Source organism: Streptomyces sp. NPDC017940 (assembly GCF_044328435.1).
GTDB lineage: Bacteria > Actinomycetota > Actinomycetes > Streptomycetales > Streptomycetaceae > Streptomyces.
Genome location: NZ_JBIRHJ010000006.1, coordinates 189,804 through 210,008 on the forward strand (window position 1 = coordinate 189,804; position 20,205 = coordinate 210,008).

The 20,205-nt window shown below is 71.9% G+C and carries 19 protein-coding genes; 8 read left to right on the forward strand and 11 right to left on the reverse strand.

Annotated elements, in window-relative coordinates; all coding sequences use genetic code 11:
• Positions 1–48: 48 nt before the first annotated feature.
• Positions 49–330 carry a DUF2530 domain-containing protein gene (locus ACH4DX_RS21930; protein ID WP_398156330.1) on the reverse strand — a complete coding sequence of 94 codons (282 nt, stop codon included), beginning with the start codon at positions 328–330 and terminating at the stop codon, positions 49–51.
• A 223-nt stretch (positions 331–553) separates the two neighbouring features.
• Between ACH4DX_RS21930 and ACH4DX_RS21935 the strand changes: the two genes are divergently transcribed.
• From ACH4DX_RS21935 to ACH4DX_RS21945, 3 genes are all read left to right on the forward strand, one after another.
• A complete protein-coding gene (locus ACH4DX_RS21935; RefSeq protein ID WP_398156331.1) occupies positions 554–1,999 on the forward strand; it encodes an NCS2 family permease in 1,446 nt (481 codons plus the stop codon).
• 223 nt (positions 2,000–2,222) lie between these two features.
• On the forward strand, positions 2,223–2,660 hold the full coding sequence (locus tag ACH4DX_RS21940; RefSeq protein WP_398121141.1) for a MarR family winged helix-turn-helix transcriptional regulator: 438 nt from the start codon (positions 2,223–2,225) through the stop codon (positions 2,658–2,660).
• An 81-nt stretch (positions 2,661–2,741) separates the two neighbouring features.
• Positions 2,742–4,124 (forward strand): MFS transporter, encoded by a 1,383-nt coding sequence (locus tag ACH4DX_RS21945; RefSeq protein WP_398156332.1) that lies wholly within the window; start codon positions 2,742–2,744, stop codon positions 4,122–4,124.
• A gap of 167 nt (positions 4,125–4,291) precedes the next feature.
• Here the strand turns inward: ACH4DX_RS21945 and ACH4DX_RS21950 are convergent, their stop codons facing one another.
• Positions 4,292–4,858: a GNAT family N-acetyltransferase gene (locus ACH4DX_RS21950; RefSeq protein ID WP_398156333.1), complete on the reverse strand. Its 567-nt coding sequence runs from the start codon at positions 4,856–4,858 to the stop codon at positions 4,292–4,294.
• Positions 4,859–4,931: 73 nt separating this feature from the next.
• Here ACH4DX_RS21950 and thpR point away from each other — a divergent pair, with 73 nt between their 5' ends.
• Entirely contained in the window at positions 4,932–5,528 is a 597-nt protein-coding gene (gene thpR / locus ACH4DX_RS21955) for an RNA 2',3'-cyclic phosphodiesterase (protein WP_398156334.1), read from the forward strand.
• A gap of 154 nt (positions 5,529–5,682) precedes the next feature.
• Here the strand turns inward: thpR and ACH4DX_RS21960 are convergent, their stop codons facing one another.
• From ACH4DX_RS21960 to ACH4DX_RS21970, 3 genes are all read right to left on the reverse strand, one after another.
• Entirely contained in the window at positions 5,683–6,675 is a 993-nt protein-coding gene (locus tag ACH4DX_RS21960; protein WP_398121148.1) for an aldo/keto reductase, read from the reverse strand.
• A gap of 49 nt (positions 6,676–6,724) precedes the next feature.
• A complete protein-coding gene (locus ACH4DX_RS21965) occupies positions 6,725–7,315 on the reverse strand; it encodes a Uma2 family endonuclease (protein WP_398156335.1) in 591 nt (196 codons plus the stop codon).
• Between the two features lie 72 nt (positions 7,316–7,387).
• Positions 7,388–7,933, reverse strand: coding sequence for a MarR family winged helix-turn-helix transcriptional regulator (locus tag ACH4DX_RS21970; RefSeq protein WP_398156336.1), 546 nt, complete (start codon positions 7,931–7,933; stop codon positions 7,388–7,390).
• Positions 7,934–7,959: 26 nt separating this feature from the next.
• On the opposite strand from ACH4DX_RS21970, the gene ACH4DX_RS21975 reads away from it, so the two are divergent.
• On the forward strand, positions 7,960–8,472 hold the full coding sequence (locus ACH4DX_RS21975; protein ID WP_398156337.1) for a carboxymuconolactone decarboxylase family protein: 513 nt from the start codon (positions 7,960–7,962) through the stop codon (positions 8,470–8,472).
• A gap of 27 nt (positions 8,473–8,499) precedes the next feature.
• Here the strand turns inward: ACH4DX_RS21975 and ACH4DX_RS21980 are convergent, their stop codons facing one another.
• The 4 genes from ACH4DX_RS21980 to ACH4DX_RS21995 all read right to left on the reverse strand — a co-directional run bounded on the left by ACH4DX_RS21980 (position 8,500) and on the right by ACH4DX_RS21995 (position 15,061).
• Positions 8,500–10,848 carry an FG-GAP repeat domain-containing protein gene (locus ACH4DX_RS21980; protein ID WP_398121153.1) on the reverse strand — a complete coding sequence of 783 codons (2,349 nt, stop codon included), beginning with the start codon at positions 10,846–10,848 and terminating at the stop codon, positions 8,500–8,502.
• A 155-nt stretch (positions 10,849–11,003) separates the two neighbouring features.
• Positions 11,004–12,467 carry an FG-GAP-like repeat-containing protein gene (locus ACH4DX_RS21985; protein ID WP_398156338.1) on the reverse strand — a complete coding sequence of 488 codons (1,464 nt, stop codon included), beginning with the start codon at positions 12,465–12,467 and terminating at the stop codon, positions 11,004–11,006.
• 123 nt (positions 12,468–12,590) lie between these two features.
• Positions 12,591–13,892, reverse strand: a complete 1,302-nt coding sequence (locus ACH4DX_RS21990) for a DUF418 domain-containing protein (protein ID WP_398156339.1) — start codon at positions 13,890–13,892, stop codon at positions 12,591–12,593.
• Positions 13,893–14,386: 494 nt separating this feature from the next.
• Complete coding sequence (locus tag ACH4DX_RS21995) at positions 14,387–15,061, reverse strand: SGNH/GDSL hydrolase family protein (protein ID WP_398121160.1); 675 nt, start codon at positions 15,059–15,061, stop codon at positions 14,387–14,389.
• 112 nt (positions 15,062–15,173) lie between these two features.
• On the opposite strand from ACH4DX_RS21995, the gene ACH4DX_RS22000 reads away from it, so the two are divergent.
• Positions 15,174–16,184, forward strand: a complete 1,011-nt coding sequence (locus ACH4DX_RS22000) for a WD40 repeat domain-containing protein (RefSeq protein WP_398121161.1) — start codon at positions 15,174–15,176, stop codon at positions 16,182–16,184.
• A 5-nt stretch (positions 16,185–16,189) separates the two neighbouring features.
• Here the strand turns inward: ACH4DX_RS22000 and ACH4DX_RS22005 are convergent, their stop codons facing one another.
• Positions 16,190–16,957, reverse strand: coding sequence for a TetR/AcrR family transcriptional regulator (locus tag ACH4DX_RS22005; RefSeq protein ID WP_398156340.1), 768 nt, complete (start codon positions 16,955–16,957; stop codon positions 16,190–16,192).
• Between the two features lie 135 nt (positions 16,958–17,092).
• Here ACH4DX_RS22005 and ACH4DX_RS22010 point away from each other — a divergent pair, with 135 nt between their 5' ends.
• Together ACH4DX_RS22010 and ACH4DX_RS22015 are read left to right on the forward strand one after the other, a co-directional pair.
• Positions 17,093–18,079, forward strand: a complete 987-nt coding sequence (locus ACH4DX_RS22010; protein WP_398156341.1) for an ATP-binding cassette domain-containing protein — start codon at positions 17,093–17,095, stop codon at positions 18,077–18,079.
• Positions 18,076–18,921, forward strand: a complete 846-nt coding sequence (locus ACH4DX_RS22015; protein ID WP_398156342.1) for an ABC transporter permease — start codon at positions 18,076–18,078, stop codon at positions 18,919–18,921. Before ACH4DX_RS22010 ends, ACH4DX_RS22015 begins: the two co-directional genes overlap by 4 nt.
• A gap of 137 nt (positions 18,922–19,058) precedes the next feature.
• On the opposite strand, the gene serC is transcribed toward ACH4DX_RS22015, so the two are convergent.
• A complete protein-coding gene (gene serC / locus ACH4DX_RS22020; protein WP_398156343.1) occupies positions 19,059–20,177 on the reverse strand; it encodes a phosphoserine transaminase in 1,119 nt (372 codons plus the stop codon).
• Positions 20,178–20,205 lie beyond the last annotated feature (28 nt).

Below are 20,205 nucleotides of genomic sequence, written 5' to 3' on the forward strand. Positions count from 1 at the left end.
CCCCTTGAGTAGGGGAAAGATCCGACCTCGGTAGGACGGGATCCGCCCTCAGGTCGTACGCCGTACTGCCTGGGTACCAGAAACCTCCGCGGCGGCCCGCTTGATGGCCGCCTCCCGCCCCCGGACGTACCGGATGCCGATGAGGCCGAGACCGCCGCCCGCGAGGCACGTCCACACCCACCAGGTGAGGTCCCGGTCGTCGAACCAGCCGTAGAAGGGCAGCTGTACGAGGAAGAGGACGAACCAGAGGATCGTGCCGCCGGTGATGGTGGCGACGACGGGGCCCTCCAGGGGCTCCGGCGCCTCGTGCTTGGGGGTCCACTTCGCCATACGGACACTTTATGCCGGGCGCGGTGGGGTCCGGAGAGGCGGGGTGTGTCGATGCCCATAGGGGTCTACGCGCGGAGATAGCAATTTGAGTCTCATGTATTCATACTGAATCGGTTCGCAGATGGCCGGTAGTTTTCGTGCGAAGACACAAAACCCGGCGCCGGGCAGACGCTCCGGCACCCTCCCCTTCCCTTACCCCTCCCCTTAGGTCATGAGGTCCCGCATGTCCCCCTCGACCCCCACGCCGGTCGACGCCAAGCAGCCGCCACCCTCCTCCCAGGGGGGCCTCGACGGCTACTTCAAGATCACGGAGCGGGGTTCGACCCTGGCGCGGGAGGTCCGCGGCGGCTTCGCCACCTTCTTCGCGATGGCCTACATCGTCGTCCTGAACCCGATCATCCTCGGCAGCGCCAAGGACATGTACGGCCATCAGCTCGACAACAAGCAGCTGGTCACCGCCACCGTCCTGACCGCCGCGTTCACCACGCTGCTCATGGGCGTCATCGGCAACGTGCCGATCGCCCTGGCCGCGGGCCTCGGCGTGAACACCGTGGTGGCCCTCCAGCTCGCGCCGCGCATGTCCTGGCCGGACGCCATGGGCATGGTGGTGCTCGCGGGCTTCGTGGTGATGCTGCTCGTCGCCACCGGGCTGCGGGAGCGCGTCATGAGCGCCGTACCGCTCGGTCTGCGCAAGGGCATCGCCATCGGCATCGGCCTCTTCATCATGCTGATCGGCCTCGTCGACGCCGGATTCGTCTCGCGCATCCCGGACGCCGCCCACACCACCGTGCCGCTCCAGCTCGGCGGCGACGGACACCTCAACGGCTGGCCGGTCCTCGTCTTCGTGCTGGGCGTGCTGCTCACCCTCGCGCTCCTGGTGCGCAAGGTGCCGGGCGCGATCCTGCTCTCGATCGTCGTGATGACCGTGGTCGCCATGGTCATCCACGCGCTCGCGGACGCGCCGTCCTGGGGCCTGACCACGCCCGAGTGGCCCGGCAACCCGGTCTCGACGCCCGACTTCGGGCTGATCGGTGAGATCAGCCTGTTCGGCGGCTTCGAGAAGGTCGGCGTCCTCACCGGCGTCCTCTTCGTCTTCACCGTGCTGCTCTCGTGCTTCTTCGACGCGATGGGCACGATCATGGGCGTCGGCGACGAGGCCCACCTGACCGACGACAAGGGCAACATGCCCGGCATGAACAAGGTCCTGTTCGTCGACGGCATCGCGGTCGCCGCGGGCGGCGCCTCGTCCGCCTCCGCCACCACCTGCTTCGTGGAGTCCACCGCGGGCGTCGGCGAGGGCGCGCGGACCGGGTTCGCGAACGTCGTCACCGGCGGTCTGTTCGCCGTGGCGCTCTTCCTCACACCGCTCGCCACCATGGTGCCCTCGCAGGCGGCCACGCCCGCGCTGCTCGCGGTCGGCTTCCTGATCCTGTCCGGCTCCATCGGGCAGATCGACTGGAGCGACCCCACGATCGCGATCCCGGCGTTCGTGACGATGCTGATGATGCCGTTCACGTACTCGATCACCAACGGCATCGGCATGGGCTTCATCGCCTTCACCGTGCTGCGGCTCGCGGCGGGGCGGGCCCGCGAGGTGCCGGTGGCGATGTACGCGGTGTCGGCGGTGTTCGCCTTCTACTACCTGATGCCGGCGCTGGGGCTCACGTAGCCGCCGCCTCGGGCTGAGCGCCGTCAGCCACTTCCTTCCACGTCCCCCGGGCCGGAGCCCGCGCCGTCAGGCGCCGCTCTCGTCCGGGGGACGTTCCGCTTTCCGGGCCGCATCGCTCGTACGAGTGACGAATGGGGCCTGTGTGCCACATCACGGGCAGGTCGGGCGCCGAGGCGCGATACCGGGTGGTCTTTAGCGAGAGTAATGAGTTAAGCTAAAGAACATGCCGGACCTCTCCCATGGCGACAATGCTGCCGCCGTGAACTCGCTGCGCTCCGCCGTGATGCGCCTGTCCCGTCGACTCAAGCACCAGAGGGTCGACGAGTCGCTGAGCCCGACCGAGATGTCGGTGCTCGGCACCCTCGCCCGCTGCGGCAGTGCCACCCCGGGCGAGCTCGCCCGCAAGGAGCATGTGCAGCCGCCGTCGATGACCCGCATCGTCGCGCTCCTGGAGGCGAAGGGCCTGGTCAGGCTCGAGCCGCACCCGGAGGACCGCCGCCAGAAGGTGGTGACCCAGACGGAGCGGGCCGAGGCGATGCTCGAAGAGAGCCGTCGCAAGCGGAACGCCTGGCTCGCCGGCCTGGCAGCCGACCTCGACGAGGACGAGTGGGAGCGGCTGCGCGCCGCCGCACCGGTCCTGGAGAAGCTGGCCCACCTCTGACCCCCCCGACCGTCCCGGGGGCGGACCCTCTCAGGGTCCCCCCCCGGCCATCCGCACGCCGCGCCAAGGAGGCGACCTCTTTTGAGTACGGGATCCGGAGCAGACTCCGCCCCCGCACCAACCACCCTCGACAAGACCGTCCGCCCTCCCCGGACCGCCCGGACCTCGATGTTCAGCTCCCTGCGGATCCGGAACTACCGGCTCTTCGCCGCCGGAGCCGTCGTCTCCAACACCGGCACCTGGATGGCCCGCATCACCCAGGACTGGCTGGTGCTCAGCATCACCGGATCCTCCGCCGCCGTCGGTGTCACCACCGCGATGCAGTTCCTGCCGATGCTGCTCTTCGGCCTGTACGGCGGCGTCATCGCCGACCGCTTCGCCAAGCGGAACCTGCTCTTCGTCACCCAGGGCGCCATGGGCCTCGGCGGCCTCTTCCTGGCCGCGATGACGCTCTCCGGCCACGTGGAGGTCTGGCACGTCTACGTCACGGCGTTCTTCACCGGCCTGGTGACCGTCGTCGACAACCCCACCCGGCAGTCCTTCGTGTCCGAGCTGGTCGGCCCCGACCAGGTCCGCAACGCCGTCTCCCTGAACTCCGCGAACTTCCAGTCCGCGCGCCTGGTCGGCCCCGCCGTCGCGGGCATCCTCACCGCCGCGGTCGGCCCCGGCTGGGCGTTCCTCGCCAACGGCCTGTCGTTCGTCGCGCCCCTGGTGGGCCTCGCGCTGATGCGCACCGGCGAGCTGACCCGTACGCCGCTCGCGCCGCGCCGCGGCAAGGGCCAGCTGCGTGAGGGCCTCACCTATGTCTCCCTGCACCCCGAGCTGATCTGGCCGATCGTGCTCATCGGCTTCATCGGCACCTTCGGCTTCAACTTCCCGATCTGGCTGAGCGCGTACGCGGACGACGTCTTCCACGGCGGCTCCGGTCTGTACGCGGCGTTCACCACGCTGATGGCGGCCGGTTCGCTGATCGGCGCGCTGCTCGCCGCGCGGCGGCGGTCCTCGCGGCTGCGGATGCTCGCGGGCGCGGCGGGGCTCTTCGGTGTCCTGCTCGTCGTGGTCGCCGCGGTGCCCAGCGTGTACGTGTTCGCGGCGCTGCTCGTGCCCGTCAGCGCGGTCGGTCTGACCGTCAACGTCACCGCCAACTCCTCGGTGCAGATGGCCACCGACCCCGAGATGCGGGGGCGGGTGATGAGCCTGTTCATGATGGTCTTCGTGGGTGGTACGCCGCTCGGCGGGCCCCTCTTCGGCTGGCTCACCGACGCCTACGGCGTCCGCGTCAGCTTCGCCCTCGGCGGGGCGATCGTCGCCGTGGCCTCGCTGGGGGTCGGCCTGATGCTGGCCCGCGCCGCGAATCTGCGCCTGCGGGTGGATCTTCGCCGCGGGCGGCAGCACGTACGGTTCGTGCCCCGCGAGCGGACGCCCGAGCCCGTCCCCGAACGGGACCTCGCGTCCGTGGCGTGACGCCGCCGGCGGTCTTTGCTGCCTGCGGGTGTGTGGGGGTTGCTCGCGCAGTTCCCCGCGCCCCTGACGGGGCCCGCTTCAGACCCGGGGGCGGGAAATTCAGCCCCTCCGGCGTTTGAGGAGCGGGGTCTGGGGCGGAGCCCCAGGAACGGGGAGGGGCGGCAGGGTTACACCCTGCGCTCAAGCACCTGGCCGGGCCATGCGCCGTCCTTCGCCGCGAAGGTCTGAGCCCGCACGAACCCATTGCTCTCGTAGTACGCGACCAGCTTCCCGTCATCACCCGCGTAGCAGTCCACCCGCAGCAGAGACACCCCCGCGGAGCGGGTCTCGGCGGCGGCGTGCGCAAGGAGCGCGCGCCCCACCCCGCGCCCCGCGAAGCGCGGATCCGACGCCAGGAAGTGGACGTACCGCTCGGGCTCCGCCACGGCGGGGATGTAGGAGGACGGCTCGTCGGTGAGGAGGAGCATGCCTGCCGGGGCCCCGCCCACCTCGGCGATCCAGGGCGAGCCGACAGCCACGTACTTCTCGACCAGCTCCACGGTCCGCGGACTCCGCGACAGCGGCTTCGTGCCCCACTGCCCCGTGCGCCCCTGGGAGACCAGCCAGTCGACGGCACTGTCGAGGATGCCGAGGAAGGCGGGAACGTCGGCGGGACCCGCCGCGCGGATGCGTATGCCGGCGTCCGCGTCCCCGGGCTCTCCGGGCCGGCCCCCGGTGTGATCGAAGTCGTCCATGGAGGCAGGCTAGTGGAGGCGGGCTGAGGGAGGCGGGCTGAGGGAGTCGGGCCGGGGGAGGCAGGCTGGTCGTATGAGACTCTTCGCGGCGGTGCTGCCCCCGGACCCCATCGCGGACGAACTGGCCCGGTTCGCGGCGGCGTTGCGGACCCTCAAGGGTGTGGACACGGACGCGGTGCGCTGGACGGAGCGCGCGAACTGGCACTTCACGCTGGCGTTCATGGCCGAGGTCCCCGACGGCGCGGTACCGGACCTGACCGGGCGCCTGGAGCGGGCGGCACACCGCACGGCACCGTTCCGGCTCTCGCTGCGCGGCGGCGGTCACTTCGGCGGCCGGGCGCTGTGGGCGGGGGCGGGCGGCGCGGTGCCCGAGCTGAGGATCCTGGCGGGCCGGGCCGGGGCGGCCGCCAGGAAGGCGGGCGTCACGATGGAGGAGCACCGCGCCTACCGCCCGCATCTGACGCTGGCGCGCTCGCGCGGCGAGGCGGACCTCGGCCCGTACGTCGAGGCGCTCGCCGCGTTCGACGGCACGCCCTGGACGGTGGCCGACCTCGCCCTCGTGCGCAGCAACCTGCCGAGGAGCGGGGTGCCGGGGGAGCAGCCCCGGTACGAGGTCGTCGGCCGGTGGCCGCTGGGAGGCGCCGACGGGGACGGAGCCGGGGCCGGTTAACCTCGATGCCGTGGACCCAAGGACCAGGAACCGGATCATGGCCGGTGTGCTCGTGCTGATGTTCGTCGTCGTGGCGCTGACGGCGGCGCTCGGGAAGTAGCCGAGACCGCCGCCGCCCGCGCGCACGAGCGCCGTATCCCGCCGGGCCCTGCGGCTACCAGGCGAAGGCCTCCGGGGCGGGCCCAGGCCCCGGGAAGATCTCGTCGAGCGAGAGCACGACGTCCTTGCTGAGCTTGAGGTCGACGGCGCGCACGGCGGACGCGAGCTGCTCCGCGGTGCGCGGGCCCACGATCGGGCCCGTGACGCCGGGACGGCCGAGCAGCCAGGCCAGGGCGACCTCGCCGGGTTCGAGGCCGTGCTTGTCGAGCAGGTCCTCGTACGCCTGGACCTGCGCGCGCGTCGCGGGGTCGGCGAGCGCGGACGCCGCCCGTCCCGAGGCGCGCCGGCCGCCCTCGACCTCCTTCTTCAGGACGCCGCCGAGCAGTCCGCCGTGCAGCGGGGACCAGGGGATGACGCCGAGGCCGTACTCCCGCGCGGCGGGCAGGACCTCCATCTCGGCGCGGCGCTCCGCGAGGTTGTACAGGCACTGCTCGGTGACCAGGCCGAAGCCGCCGCGGCGGGCCGCCGCCTCGTTGGCCTGGGCGATCTTGTAGCCGGGGAAGTTGCTGGAGCCCGCGTACAGGATCTTGCCCTGCTGGACCAGGACGTCCACCGCCTGCCAGATCTCCTCGAAGGGAGTGTTCCGGTCGATGTGGTGGAACTGGTAGACGTCGATGTGGTCGGTCTGGAGGCGCCTGAGGGAGGCCTCCACCGAGCGGCGGATGTTCACCGCCGAGAGCTTGTCGTGGTTCGGCCAGGGCGCCGTGCCGTGCGGCGACATGTTCCCGTACACCTTGGTGGCGAGCACGACCTTGTCGCGGCGCTCACCGCCCTGGGCGAACCAGGTCCCGATGATCTCCTCGGTACGGCCCTTCTTCTCGGGCGCGCCGTACGTGTTCGAGGTGTCGAAGAAGTTGATCCCCGCGTCGAGCGCGGCGTCCATGATTCCGTGGCTCTCCGCCTCCCCCGTGTGCGGCCCGAAGTTCATCGTGCCGAGAGTGAGGCGACTGACCCTGACTCCTGTGCGTCCCAGCTGCGTGTACCTCATGGGATCAGCCAAGGGGGTGGAGTGGGCTCAGGGCAAGGGGGCCGGTGGATCAATCACGGGGGAAGTCGGCAGTCCCGAGGGTCAGGCCGAGAGGGGTCTGGGTGAGGTCGATATCCGTGCCGAAGGGGACGGGGGGCCAGGTTTCGGCGTAGTCGCCGCTCTTCGGCTGAGCGTATACGTGGACGCTGCCCTGGTAGGGGTCGGCGATGAGATAAAGGGGGACCCCGGCGGTGGCGTAGGCGGTCTTCTTGGGGCCGTAGTCGTTCATTCCGGTACCGCGAGAGATCACTTCGGCGACGAATTCGACATCCTGCCACCGCCAGCGACCCTCGTCGTCGGCCTGCGCTCCCTCGGCCAACAGCGTCACGTCGCTGCACAGGCCGTTGTGGTCACCGGGATAGTCGATGCGTACGTCGGAGAAAACTCGCCGCTGCGGGAACCTGTTCGTGAGCTGCGTGACGATCTTCCAGATGATCTCCCAATGAGTTGCCCTCTGTGGCGTCATGTGAACGTTGCCTTCCACGACCTCGATCCGCATTCCTTCGAGGACGGGCAACCCTTCGAACGCGTCGAACATCGCGTCCAGACTCTGCGTGTTCTCGTCAGCCATCCTGATCGTGTCGCTTTCTGCGACGGACATGGCGGCGCTGCTCCCCGGCCGCCGACCTCCTGTCCGCGGCCGTGCAGTACAACGATATGCGCGGGGGCAGGGTCACGCCCCGCCCAGCCACCCCGCCGCGTCGAGGCGGAAGGACTCCGCGGGGACGACCGCGCGCAGGTCGGACTCCAGGGCGCGGACGCGGTCCGGGCCGAGTTCCCGGGTCCACTCCGCGCGCAGGGCGTCGAAGATCGCCGCCGAGCGGGCCAGGGCGTCGAGGCCGTGCGGGGTGAGGCGAACGAGTTTGCGGCGGGCGTCGGCCGGGTCGTCGGCGCGCTCGGCGTACCCGAGGGCGACGAGGCGGTCCACCGTCTTGCCCGCCGCCTGCTTGGTGACGCCGAGCCGCCGCCCGACCTCGCTCGCGCTCGCCCCCGCCGCCCCGACGGCCTGCATCGCGAAGCCGTGCGCCGGGCGGAGGTCCGAGTGGCCCTGGCGGGCGAGTTGGGCGTGTGTGCGGTCGATGAGGGTGCGGAAACCGGCGAAGAGCAGGAGGGGCAGCTCGTAGCCGGGAGTGTCGGGACGCTCCTGCCCCCGCGCGCGGTCCGACGGGCCCCCCTTCCCTTTTTCGACAACCTGGTTTACCTTCTTGTCGTCAACCATGTTGTCTATTTTAGGGGTCGCCCGACATGTTCGCCGCCCACACGGTCGAGTCCGCACCCGAGGCGTCACGCGCCGCCATGGAAGGGGTCACGCGGGCCTTCGGGGTGCTGCCGGACGCCGTCGCGCGTCTCGCCGCTTCGCCGGAGACGCTCACCGGATTCCTGGAGCTGAGCCGGAAGTTCGAGCGCGCCACGCTGGACCCGCTGGCCCGCGAGACCGTCGTCATGACCGTCGCCGTGCGCAACGCGTGCCATGTGTGCGTCGAACTGCACACCGCCAAGCTGCGCGAGCTGGGCGCCGACGACGGCCTCGTGGCCGCGCTCCGTGCGGGGCGGGAACTCCCCGGGGAGCACGCGCGGCTCGAAGCCGTGCGCACGTTCGCCGTCCGGGTCATCGCGTGCGCGGGCGGGGTCGACGACGCCGACGTGCGGGCCTTCCTGGACCACGGTTTCACGGAGCGCAACGCCCTGGAGGTCGTCATGGGCATCGGTGCGTACACACTGTCCACGCTCGCGAACCGGCTGACGGGGGCGGTCTGAACCGCCGCCCCCGCCCGGTGGCCCCCGTCAGCTCAGGGACGCCCACTCCTTCCAGTACGCCGCGTCACCGAAGGCGACCCGGTCGGCGAACGTGCCGTTGCCCTTGCCCGCGTTGAGCCACAGGCGGCCCCCGGTGTCCCGGGAGAGCAGGTCGTGCCTGCCGTCGCCGTTCACGTCACCGGCACCGACGACGTCCTTGTAGGAGGCGCCCCAGTCCTTGAAGACGCGCACGCGGTCCTTGAACCTGCCGGTGCGCAGGCCTTCGTGGCGCCACAGCGCACCGGACCGGTCCAGGGTGAGGACGTCACCGACGCCGTCGCCGTTCAGGTCGCCCGCGCCGACGACCCGGGTGTAACCGGTCCAGGCGGAACGCACCTTCACGCGTGCCTTGAAACCGTCGGCGCCGTCGTGCGCGTACACATACACGTCCCCGGAGGCCTTGTCGCGGGCCAGCAGGTCGGGGCGGCCGTCGCCGGTCTGGTCGCCGCTCGCGAACAGCGTGTCGTAGCGGCTCCAGTCGCGGGCGAGCCGCTTGTACGGCGACGCGGGCGTCGGCAGGCCACCGGGGACCGGTGTGTACAGCCGGGCCTCGCCGCCGGGCAACCGCACGACCAGGTCGTTGGCGCGGTCGCCGTCGAAGTCGCCGAAGGGGACGACGCGCGTCCGCTCGTCCCAGGGCGCGGCGGAGAACGTCACGGTGGGGTTCGAGGCGTCACCCGTGTAGAGCCTCATCGCGTCGCCGGTCGACAGGCCCACGACGTCCCCGCGGGTGTCGTCGGCGTAGTCGTGCCACTTCGGCTTCGCACGGGTGCCGGTGGTCGCGGTGTACGACGTGCTCGGGCCGCCGCCGACGGCCGGGTCCGCCTGCGTCCACACCGCCACCGGGCGGCCCTTGGCGTCGACGGCCGCACGGCCCGAGCTCCAGGTGCCCTTCACCCGCGCGCTGAGCGTGCGCGGCTTGGCCGGGTCGCCGCCGCGGACGGTCTGCGCCACGAAGTCCTTGCGGACGGTGCGGCTCGCTTCGAAGCGCTTCTGCGTGTACGTGACGACGACCGTGCCGTCCGCGGTGGCCGCCGCGCCCAGCGAGTCGGCGTCGAGGGACGAGGCGAGCTTGCGGGCGCCGCCCCACCTGCCCTCCTCCGCCCGGCGTACGGCCGCGCCCGCCGTGCCGGGGCCCGTCATGCCGACCGCCGTGACGTCGCCGTTCGGTGCCGTGAGGAGGTCGGCGGGCGCGTACGCCGACGCGCCGACGCCGGTCTGCTCGGCCTCGCTCCAGGCACCCGCCCCTGCCGCCCCCGCCGACTTGCGGGCGTAGGCGCCGCCCGCGAGCAGGTGGAAGCCGCCCTGCGGGTGCGCGGCGAACGCGACCAGCTTCGGCTTCTCGCCGAGCTGCGGCAGATCGCCGGGCTCGGTCCACGACGCGGTGCGCCCCGCGGACGGCTCGGCGGACGACTTCGCGGACGACTCCGTGGCCGCATCCGCGGGCTTCTCGACGTACTTGTAGTGCCACTTGTACGCCGTCGGGTCCGGGTCCACGCCGTCGCCCGTGTAGTGGCTGTTGCCGCCCCAGAGCACGCCGACGGCGCCCGCCTTGTCGACGGCGAGGCGCAGGTCCCAGAGCGTGTAGTGATAGACGTTGTCGTCGCGGACGATGGGGTCGGGGAGCCGGTCGAGCGTCTTCGGCGCGGACCAGGCGCCGCTCGGGCCGCTCTGCTCGACGACGGCCAGACGGTGCTCCTCGTCCATCCACGCGACGGCGCGGTGGCCCGCGGCGTTGGCGGCGAGAGTGGTGCGCTGCGTGCGCGCATGGGCCCGGTCGCCCGCGAGGGTGCCGGTCGTGATGGCCTCGGCGGGCCCGAACGCGGTGCCGTCCGGGGCGAGTCGGGACGCCTTCAGTGTCCGTGTGCCGTCGTCCGCCGGGTCCGTCCACCACAGCAGGGAGACGGCGCCGTCGTCGGTGCGGTGCAGCGCCGCGCCGGGGGCGGGCGCGGGGGTGGCGGGCTGCCAGGCGGTGGCGCCCGCGGGGCGCACCGCGAGTACGGCCTTGCCGTCCTGCGTGAACAGGCCCGCCACGGTGCCGCCGCTCGTCGCCTTCAGGTCGGTGACGCCGGTGACGCCCGGCAGTTCCTTCGGCGCGGTCCAGGGGCCGAGGGCGGTCGGGACGGCGGTGGCGGCTGCTTCGGCCGGTGCGGCGGGTGCGGCGGGTGTGACCGCCTGGGCGTGCGGTGCGGCGACGCCGAGGGCGAGCACGGAGGCGAGTGCGCTCCCCAGGAGCGTGCGGGCCTGCCGGGACCGGTCGGCCGCCGGTCTCCGGGTGGTGTCGGTTGCCGGTCCGGCGTGGGTGTCGGCTGCCGGTCCGGCGCGGTGGGTGGTCATGTGTGGGAGCCCCCCCGGGCTTGAGTGGTGGTGAGAGAGACGGGGCGACGGTCCCGCCGGGCGGCGGGACCGTCCTTGACGAGTGGTGTGTGGCGGGTCCGTCGGTCACGAGTGGTGTCTGGCGGGTCCGTCGGCCACGAGTGGTGTCCCGCGGCTCAACCGACCATGCGATAGCCGAAGTTGCCGCCCCCGGTGGGGCCGCCGACCGTCCCCAGGTGGAAGCTGGTGGCGCCCTCGCCCGTCACACCGGAGGTGCCGGTGGCGAGCTTCCAGACGCGGCCCTTGTAGCCGTCCTCGCCGTTGCCGCCGACGTAGAGGTCCGTGGCGCCGTCCCGGCCCGTGGTGACCAGGGCCGCCGAGGCGCCGAAGTGGTCGTTGTTCTCGGACGTGCTCGGTATGGAGCGGGTGTTCTGCGTGAACGACTTCGCGCCGGTCGTGGTGATGCCGTCGGCGCCGCCGCGCAGGACCGTGACCGCGCCGGACTTCGCGGTGGTGGCGGCGTCGGAGCCGGTCTCGTACGAGGCGCCCACGACCAGGTCCGCGTACCCGTCCCCGTCGGTGTCGCCGACGGCCACGGCCGAGCCGAACCGGTCACCGGCCTCCTCCACGCCGGGCACGCCGGCGCTCGCCTGGGTGTAGGCCCGGGACTCCAGGGTGGTGGAGACGCCGTCCTTGCCGCCGTAGGTGACGAACACGGTGTTCTTCTCGGGGTGGCCGGACACCAGGTCCTGGAAGCCGTCCTTGTTCAGGTCGCCGAACGCGGAGGGGTTCTCGGTGCTGCGCGGGCCGGGGAACGCGCTGCCCTTGACCCAGCCGCCGGGGGAGCCCTTGAGGACCACGCCGCCCGGCTTGCCGCTGCCGAGGACGACGCCGCCGCTCGCCACGACGTCGTCGATGCCGTCACCCGTGAGGTCACCCACGTACACGGTGCCGATGACGAGGTTGTCCTCCTCGGCACTCGCGCGGTTCCAGACGGCGGCCGGCCTGCCCGTGGTGCGGTTCAGCGGGCCGATGAGGGCCGAGACGCCGAACTCCATGCCGTGGTGGGCGCGGGTGACGATGTCGGCGACGCCGTCGCCGTTGACGTCACCCACGCCCATGCCGCCGCCGAGGAGCTTCGGCGAGTCCTTGGTGTAGTTGCCGGGCGGCAGGGCGGTGCCCTCGCCGGTGACGCCGTCCTGGCCTCCCCACAGGACCATGTTCCGCTCCAGGTAGTGCAGCAGCAGGTCGTCGTAGCCGTCGCCGTCCAGGTCGCCCGCGGCCCGGACCTCGCGCCACTTGCCGTCCGCCTCCGGGTCGCCCGGCACGCCCGGGGTGCCCTTGCTGATGATCTGCGACGTCTCGTACCGCAGACCCGTTTCCGAGCCGTACGCGACGGTCACGACACCGGCGCGCTCGACGTCGCCGACCTTCGCCGTGTGCGCGCCGACGGCGAGGTCCTGGAAGCCGTCACCGTTGAAGTCGGCGCCCTTGTCGGCCTTCGCCGCGGCCGCCGGTGCCACGGGTGCCTTCGGGCCTGCCGGTGCCGCCGGTGCCGCCAGGGCCCCGGATGCCAGTCCCGTCGTACCGACCAGGGTGGCCGCGCAGACGGCGGTCGTGATGAGTGCTCTGTGGCGCATGTGGTCCCCCCACTGTCCCCCGGCGGCCCCGGCCCCACCCGGGAGCTGGGCGCCCGGGACATCCGCCAAAAGATCAAAAGTTCAAATTAAGCCAGATGATAAGCACAATCGGCCCGGGAACGCTCATGTTCTTTTCGCGTACATCAGGCGCCGCAGTACGGCCTCGGCGGGACCGCGCTTGCCTCGCAACTCCAGGGCGTACGCTCCCGCGACCGTCACCAGCCACACCGCGAGGGCCACCAGGACCATGCTCGCGCTGCTCAGATGTCCGCCGAGACCGAGGCCCCAGGCCGCGAGGAGCGGGGCGAAGAGCAGGGAGTGCGTCAGATAGCACGACAGGGAGCGCTTGCCGACCGCCGACACGGCCGTGATCGCCTTCGCGCCGCGGCGGTGCGGGCGCCGCGTCCACCAGTGCACGAACAGGGCGACCGCCGCGATGTAGCCGAGGCCGGCCACGTTGCCCGTGACGTCCCGGAGCGTGAACAGTACGCCCGTGTCGCTCTCCGCGTCCGCCGGTACGTCGAGCGCCCCCACGTGTGCCAGGGCCGCGGGCAGGGCGCCGAGCCAGCCGATGCCTGTCCCGATGACCGCCGTGCGGCGCAGCAGCTTCAGGTGCCTGCCCGGTTCCTCCAGGATGCGGCGCCTCGCCGCCCAGTACCCGACCAGGAAGATCACGAAGCCCCCGGAGACCAGGACCAGCGGTGCCGCGACGCCTATCAGGAACAGTCCCGTCGTCATGCGCGTGCCCGCCGCCGCGAGCCAGCTCTCCTCGCCCGCCGCGTACGCCTCGCCGCCCGGGTCCGCGCCCGCGTCACCCATCGACCAGACATCGCCGCCCGTCAGCGCCGTCGCGACGAACGGCGCCGCCGCCAGGACCACGAGCACCGCCGCCGCTGTGCCGATCCACCACTTCAGGGCGCGGTCGCCGCGGCGCAGGAACAGCCAGCCGAGCACCAGGCTGACCAGTCCGTAGAAGCCGATGATGTCGCCCGCCATCAGGAGGGACGCGTGCGCGAAGCCTATGACGATCATCCACAGGCTGCGCCTGCGCAGCAGCCGCACCACCGCGCGCTCGTCCTGGCCGGAGGCCTTCTGGCGCAGGAACAGCTGCATCATGCCGTAGCCGAACAGGAACGCGAACAGGGGGTATACGCGCAGGTCCAGGCCCACGATCATCGCGAACTGCACGGTGTGGTCGAGCCAGTTCCCGGTCACCGGCTGCCAGCCCGACGGGCCGTACTCGGAGTTCCACAGGTGGAAGGCCGTGTTCGACATCGCGATGAACAGCAGCATCAGCCCGCGCCCGAGGTCCGGCGCGAGGGCGCGCTCGGCGGCGCGGATCCCTGTCGGGCGGGGCTTGTCGAGGGGGTCCTCGGCATGGGGCTGTACGTGGGGTTGCCGGTTGGCGCCGGCTTCGACCGTCATGCCTTCCACGCTAGGAATCCCCACCGGGGGCGGGCATCATCCGATCGGCTATCGGCGGCTGCCCAAAGGATGGAACGGGGCGGGGAAGAGGGGACGTTCAGCCCGGCGGGGTGACGGCCGCCGCGCCCTGACCGGGAAGCGCCCCGGCCTGCGCGTCCCGGCCGAGCCTGCGCAGGAGCCGGGCGAGGATCACGGCGAGGTAGTCGAAGCCCAGCCGGGGCGGGGTTGGGGCAACGCACTGACACGTGGTGGACCTGCACCGGGGGTCGGGAAGCTAACGGCGGTCGGTCGCGCGGGGATGCGCTGTCCCGGCGTACGTGACCCAACAGGTGCTGTGTGCCACGTCGACGAGGTACCAGACGCGTCCGCCACCCATTACCTCGATCTGCCACTGCTCACAGGTCCTGGCACGGTACGAAAGTCCCGCTGTCGGTATCGCCCGCACGAGGGACCGCCGCCCGCCCCCCCCGGCGCCGCAGCGGCCCCGCTGGAGCCTAGGGTTCCAGCGGGCCCCCCAGGTCCCACGCCTCCCACATCGCCCCGGCGAACGCCGCCGCCAGCTTCCGTTCGCCCTGTTCGTTGGGGTGGGTGCCGTCGTACGTGTCCAGATGGATGTCGTACGCGGGCGGTGGTGAGGCCAGGAGGAGGGCGGAGGACGAGGTGTCCAGGTCGGCGACCGCCTTGGCCAGGAGTTCGTTGAAGCGGGTGACCTCGCTCGCGAAGGCGGGCTCCGTGTCGGCGCGGACGTTCGGTATCACGGGCAGGACGGCGACGGCGATCCGCGGGTTGGCGGAACGGGCCTCGGCGACGAAGCGGCGTACGTTCTCCGCCGTCTGCTCGGCGTTGGTGTAGAAGCCGAGGTCGATCAGGCCGAGGGAGACGAGCAGGACGTCGGCGCGGTGCGCGGCGACGGCGTCGGCGATCAGCGGGGTCATGTGCGACCAGCCCTCGCCCCAGCCCGCCAAGTGCCGTCTGGGGAAGTCCGGTTGCGCGTACTCGTAGGACGTCGCGTCGCCCGTGGCCTTGTCGTGCAGGGCCTCCCGCGGGCCGACGATCTTGAACGGGGCGCCGTACGCGGCACACAGGTGCCGCCACATCCAGTAGCGCCAGGTGTGCTCCCCGGCGCTGCCGATGGTCATCGAGTCGCCGACGAACATGAACCTGAGCATCCGCTCATCATCGCGTGCGCGGCAGGGGTCCGAAGGCCCCGCCGGGTGTGAGGATGAGCACGCCCCGCGATCACCCGGCCGCAGCCGCCGCGCGGATGGCACGCTTGTCGCCATGCGCTCGCTTCCGCCGGTCGTCCCCGGTGCCGCCACCGCCGTCGCCCTGTGCGCGGTGCTCGCCCTGACCGCCCCCGCCGCCCACGCCGACGGCAAGCCGGGCAACGACGGGTTCACCATCGAGGACCCCCGCGTCACGGAGTCCAGCGGACTCGTCGCCTCCCGCGCCCACCCCGGCGTCTACTGGACCCACAACGACCAGGACAAGGGCGCCTTCCTGTACGCGGTCGACAGCAGAACGGGCAGGACCGTCGCCACGATCACGATGACCGGCGTCGGAACGCCGCGGGACGTCGAGGCGATCTCCATGGGCCCCGACGGCGATCTCTACGTCGGCGACATCGGCGACAACCTCGGCGGCAAGTGGTCCTTCGTATGGGTCTACAAGCTGCCCGAGCCCAAGGAGCTGAAGGACCAGAGGATCCGTGCCACGCAGTACGTCGTGAAGTACTCCGACGGGCCGCGCGACGCCGAGGCCCTGATGGTCCACCCCAGGACCGGCCGCGTCTACATCGCGGACAAGAAGGAGGACGGCGGGAGCCTGTACGAAGGACCGCCGGTCGCGCGGATGTCGACCTCCAGGCCCAATGTCTTCGAGCGCGTCGCGACCACCGACCTGTGGGTCACCGACGGCGCCTTCTCGCCCAACGGCAGACAGCTCGCCCTGCGCGGCTACTTCGGCGGCGTCTCCTTCCGCTGGGAGGGCGCAGGAAAGATCAAGCGCGAGGGGCGGCTGAGCGTTCCGCTCCAGCGCCAGGGCGAGTCCGTCGCCTACAGCCCGGACGGCACCCGGCTGATGTACGGCACCGAGGGCGAGGCCAGTGACGTCGAGCCGGTCGACGTCAAGGGCGTGGGGCGGCCCGCAGGCGCGGCGGACGACGCGGGCGGCGACGGCGACGGCGGGAACGAGGGCATCAGCGGCAACTACAAGAAGGGCATCCTCGTGGCGGGGGCCGCGCTGCTCGCCGTCATCGGCCTGAAGCGGTTGTTCCGGCGTTCGGGGGGATAGTCCCCTCAGCGGTCGGCGTGGTCCCGGCGGGCGCGCTCGGCCACCAGCACGTCGAGCCCGTCCAGGATGCGCTGGAGCCCGAACTCGAAGTGGTCGAAGTCCATGCCGAACGCGTCCTCCGACAGGCCCGCGACCAGCGGGTAGCGGCCGCTCTCCATGGCCCGCTCGAGGACCGGGAGCTGCGCCTGCCAGAACGCCTCGTCCGACAGCTGCGACTCCTCGGCCGCCTGCGCCGCCTGCACCTGGGTGCGCGCGACCCCGGACACATACCCCTCGACCATCACGAGGACCGAGATCAGCTCGGGGTCGCTCAGACCCATCGGCTTGATGTAGGTCAGGAGCTTCTCCAGACCGCCGAGCGCGCTCGGGCCGAGCACCGGCCGCGTCTGGTTGACCTGGAGCAGCCAGGGGTGGTCGCGGTACTGCTGGAGGGTCTCGCGTCCGTACGCCTCCACGGCCGCGCGCCAGCCGCCGCGGAAGGACTCCTCGTCGTCGGTGGGCGCCTGCACGTGATTGAGCATCAGGTCGAGCAGCTCGGCCTTGCCGGGGACGTAGCGGTACAGGGACATCGTGCCCGCGCCCAGCTCGGTCGACAGGCGGCGCATGGAGACCGCGGCGATGCCCTCGGCGTCCGCGAGGCGCACGGCGGCCTCGGTGATCCGCTCCAGGGTCAGGGCGGGTTTGGGCCCGCGCGTGGGGCGCTCGCCGCTGCCCCACAACAGTTCCAGGCTGCGGGTGACGTCACCGCTGCCGCTGGTCTCCGTGGTCGCCATGGCTCTCACGATAAGCCCTTGGACCGAAACTGGGTACGGTGTACTCTCGTATGAGTACGGTGTACTCAGATATGTGCGCGGTGGGTTCGGCCGCTGGGCGGGACGCACGGTGCACTTCGGACGCCTGGAGGGGCAGTGAACAGCGCGGAGCACGCGGTCCGGGCCCGCGGCCTGGTGAAGAGATACGGCGACAAGCGGGCCCTCGACGGCTTCGACCTGACCGTGGAGCACGGCACGGTGCACGGTCTGCTCGGCCCGAACGGCGCGGGCAAGACCACGGCGGTGCGCATCCTCGCGACGCTGCTCCGGCTCGACGGCGGCCGGGCCGAGGTGGGCGGGGCGGACGTCGTGCGCGACGCCCGCGCCGTCCGCGGGCGCATCGGCCTCACCGGTCAGTACGCGGCGGTGGACGAGATCCTCACCGGGCGGCAGAACCTGGAGATGTTCGGCCGCCTCTTCCACCTCGGCGGCCGGCAGGCGGCCCGGCGCGCGGCGGAACTCCTCGAGCAGTTCGACCTGACGGCCGCCGCCGACAAGGGCGCGGGCCGGTACAGCGGCGGCATGCGGCGCCGCCTCGACCTCGCCGCCTCGATGATCCTCGCCCCGTCCGTGCTGTTCCTCGACGAGCCGACGACCGGCCTCGACCCGCGCAGCCGCAGCGAGGTCTGGGACTCCGTGCGGTCCTTGGTGGCGGGTGGAACGAGCGTTCTGCTCACGACGCAGTACCTGGAGGAGGCCGACAGGCTCGCCTCCCGCATCACCGTCATCGACCAGGGCAGGGCCATCGCCGACGACACCCCCGACGGCCTGAAGGCGACCGTCGGCGGCAGCCATCTGGAAGTCGTGGTCGGCGAGGCCGCGGACCTGCCCGCCGCGGTGAAGGCCGTCGCGCGGGTCGCGGACGGCGAGCCGGAGACGGTCGACGCGGAGCGCCGCGTGCAGGCCGCGGTCACCGACCGCGTGGCGGCGCTCACCGAGGTCGCCCGCACCCTCCAGGACGAGGGTGTCGCCGTGGAGGACATCGGCCTGCGGCGGCCGAGCCTGGACGACGTGTTCCTGCGGCTCACGGGGGACAGGCCCCCGGAGGAGTCCGCGGGCGAGGAGACGGGAGCCGCGGCATGAGCGACATCACGACGACCGGCGGGAGGGCGCCGGTGGCCCCCCTGCCGCGCGGACGGGCCCACTGGGCGGTAGCCGACACCCTCAACATCACCCGCCGCTACCTCACGCACTTCCGGCGCCAGCCCGTCAACATCGCCTGGCAGCTGGGCTTTCCCATCATCAGCGTGCTCCTGTACGGCTTCGTCTTCGGCGAGGCGATGAAGGTGCCGGGCGGCGAGGGCGACTACAAGGACTTCCTGATGCCGGGCATGTTCGTGATGACGATGGCCTTCGGCTTCATGAACACCGCGATGGGCGTCGTCACGGACGCCTCCAAGGGCGTCATCGACCGCTTCCGCTCCATGCCCATGGCGCCCTCCGCGGTGTCGGCGGGGCGCGGCCTCTCCGACATCGTCGTGGCCTGCGCCGAGCTGACGATCCTCGCGCTGACGGCCGTCGCGATCGGCTGGCGCCCGGACAACGGCGTCCTGAACGCGATCGCCGCGTTCGCGCTGCTCCTCCTGCTCCGCTTCAGCCTGATCTGGGTGGGCGTCTGGCTCGGCCTCGTGGTGCCGAGCCCGGAGGCGGCAGGCGGCCTCTACGCCGTCGCGTTCCCGCTCACCATGATCTCCAGCGTGTTCGTGGCACCGTCCCTGATGCCGGACTGGCTGGCGCCGATCGCCGCCTGGAACCCGGTGTCGTCCACGGGTACGGCGGCCCGCGAGCTCTTCGGCAACCCGGGCGCGGGCGGCTCCAGCTGGGTGGAGCAGAACGCGGTGCTGATGGGCGTGGTGTGGCCGCTGGTGGTGACGGCGGTGTTCCTGCCGCTCGCGGTACGGCGGTTCAAGCGCCTGAGCCGTTGACGCGGTGGGATCTCTGTACGGGTACGGGTACGGGGCCCGTCCCCGTACCCGTACTGTGTGCTGTCCGTCAGACCTGCTCGGTCACGCTCGCTCGCTCACGGCCGCTCGGTCACGGTCGCTCGGTCACAATTGCTCGGTCACAGTCGCTCGATCACGTAGTCGACGCACTTGGTGAGCGCCTCGACGTCCTTCGGGTCGACCGCGGGGAACATGGCGACGCGCAGCTGGTTGCGGCCCAGCTTGCGGTACGGCTCGGTGTCCACGATGCCGTTGGCGCGCAGGACCTTGGCGACGGCGGCCGCGTCGATCTCGTCGGCGAAGTCGATGGTGCCGATGACCTGCGAACGCTTGGCCGCGTCCGAGACGAACGGCGTCGCGTACTTCGACTCCTCCGCCCAGCCGTAGAGCGCCCGCGCGGACGTCGCCGTGCGGCGCACCGACCAGTCGAGGCCGCCCTGGCCGTTGATCCAGTCCAGCTGCTCGCCGAGCAGGAACAGGGTGGCGAGGGCGGGGGTGTTGTACGTCTGGTTCTTGCGGGAGTTGTCGATGGCCGTCGGCAGGCTGAAGAACTCCGGTACGTGCCGCCCGCCGGCGTGCACGCGCTCGGCGCGCTCGATGGCGGCCGGGGAGAACGCGGCCACCCACAGGCCGCCGTCCGACGCGAAGGACTTCTGCGGGGCGAAGTAGTAGACGTCGCTCTGCGCGATGTCGACGGGCAGACCGCCCGCGCCCGAGGTGGCGTCCACCAGGACCAGGGCGTTCTCGTCGGCGCCCGCCACCCGCTCGATGGGGGCGGCCACACCGGTGGAGGTCTCGTTGTGGGTGAGGGCGTAGACGTCCACGCCCTGCTCGGCCTCGGGGACGGGGTGCGTACCCGGATCGGAGGAGATGACGGTCGGCTCGGCGAGCCAGGGGGCGAGCTTGGCGGCCTTCGCGAACTTGGAGCTGAACTCGCCGAAGGTGAGGTGCTGCGACTTGTTCTCGATCAGGCCGTGCGTCGCGATGTCCCAGAACGCGGTGGAGCCGCCGTTGCCGAGCACCACCTCGTAGCCCTCGGGGAACTGGAACAGTTCGCGTACGCCCTCGCGGACGCGGCCCACGAGGTTCTTCACCGGCGCCTGGCGGTGGGACGTGCCGAGCAGGGAGGTGCCGGTGGCGGCCAGGGCGTCGAGAGCCTCCGTCCGCACCTTGGAGGGGCCCGCGCCGAAACGGCCGTCGGCGGGCTTGATGTCAGCGGGAATCCGGATCTCAGCCACGGGCCGAGCCTAGCCGCTCCCGGGCGCC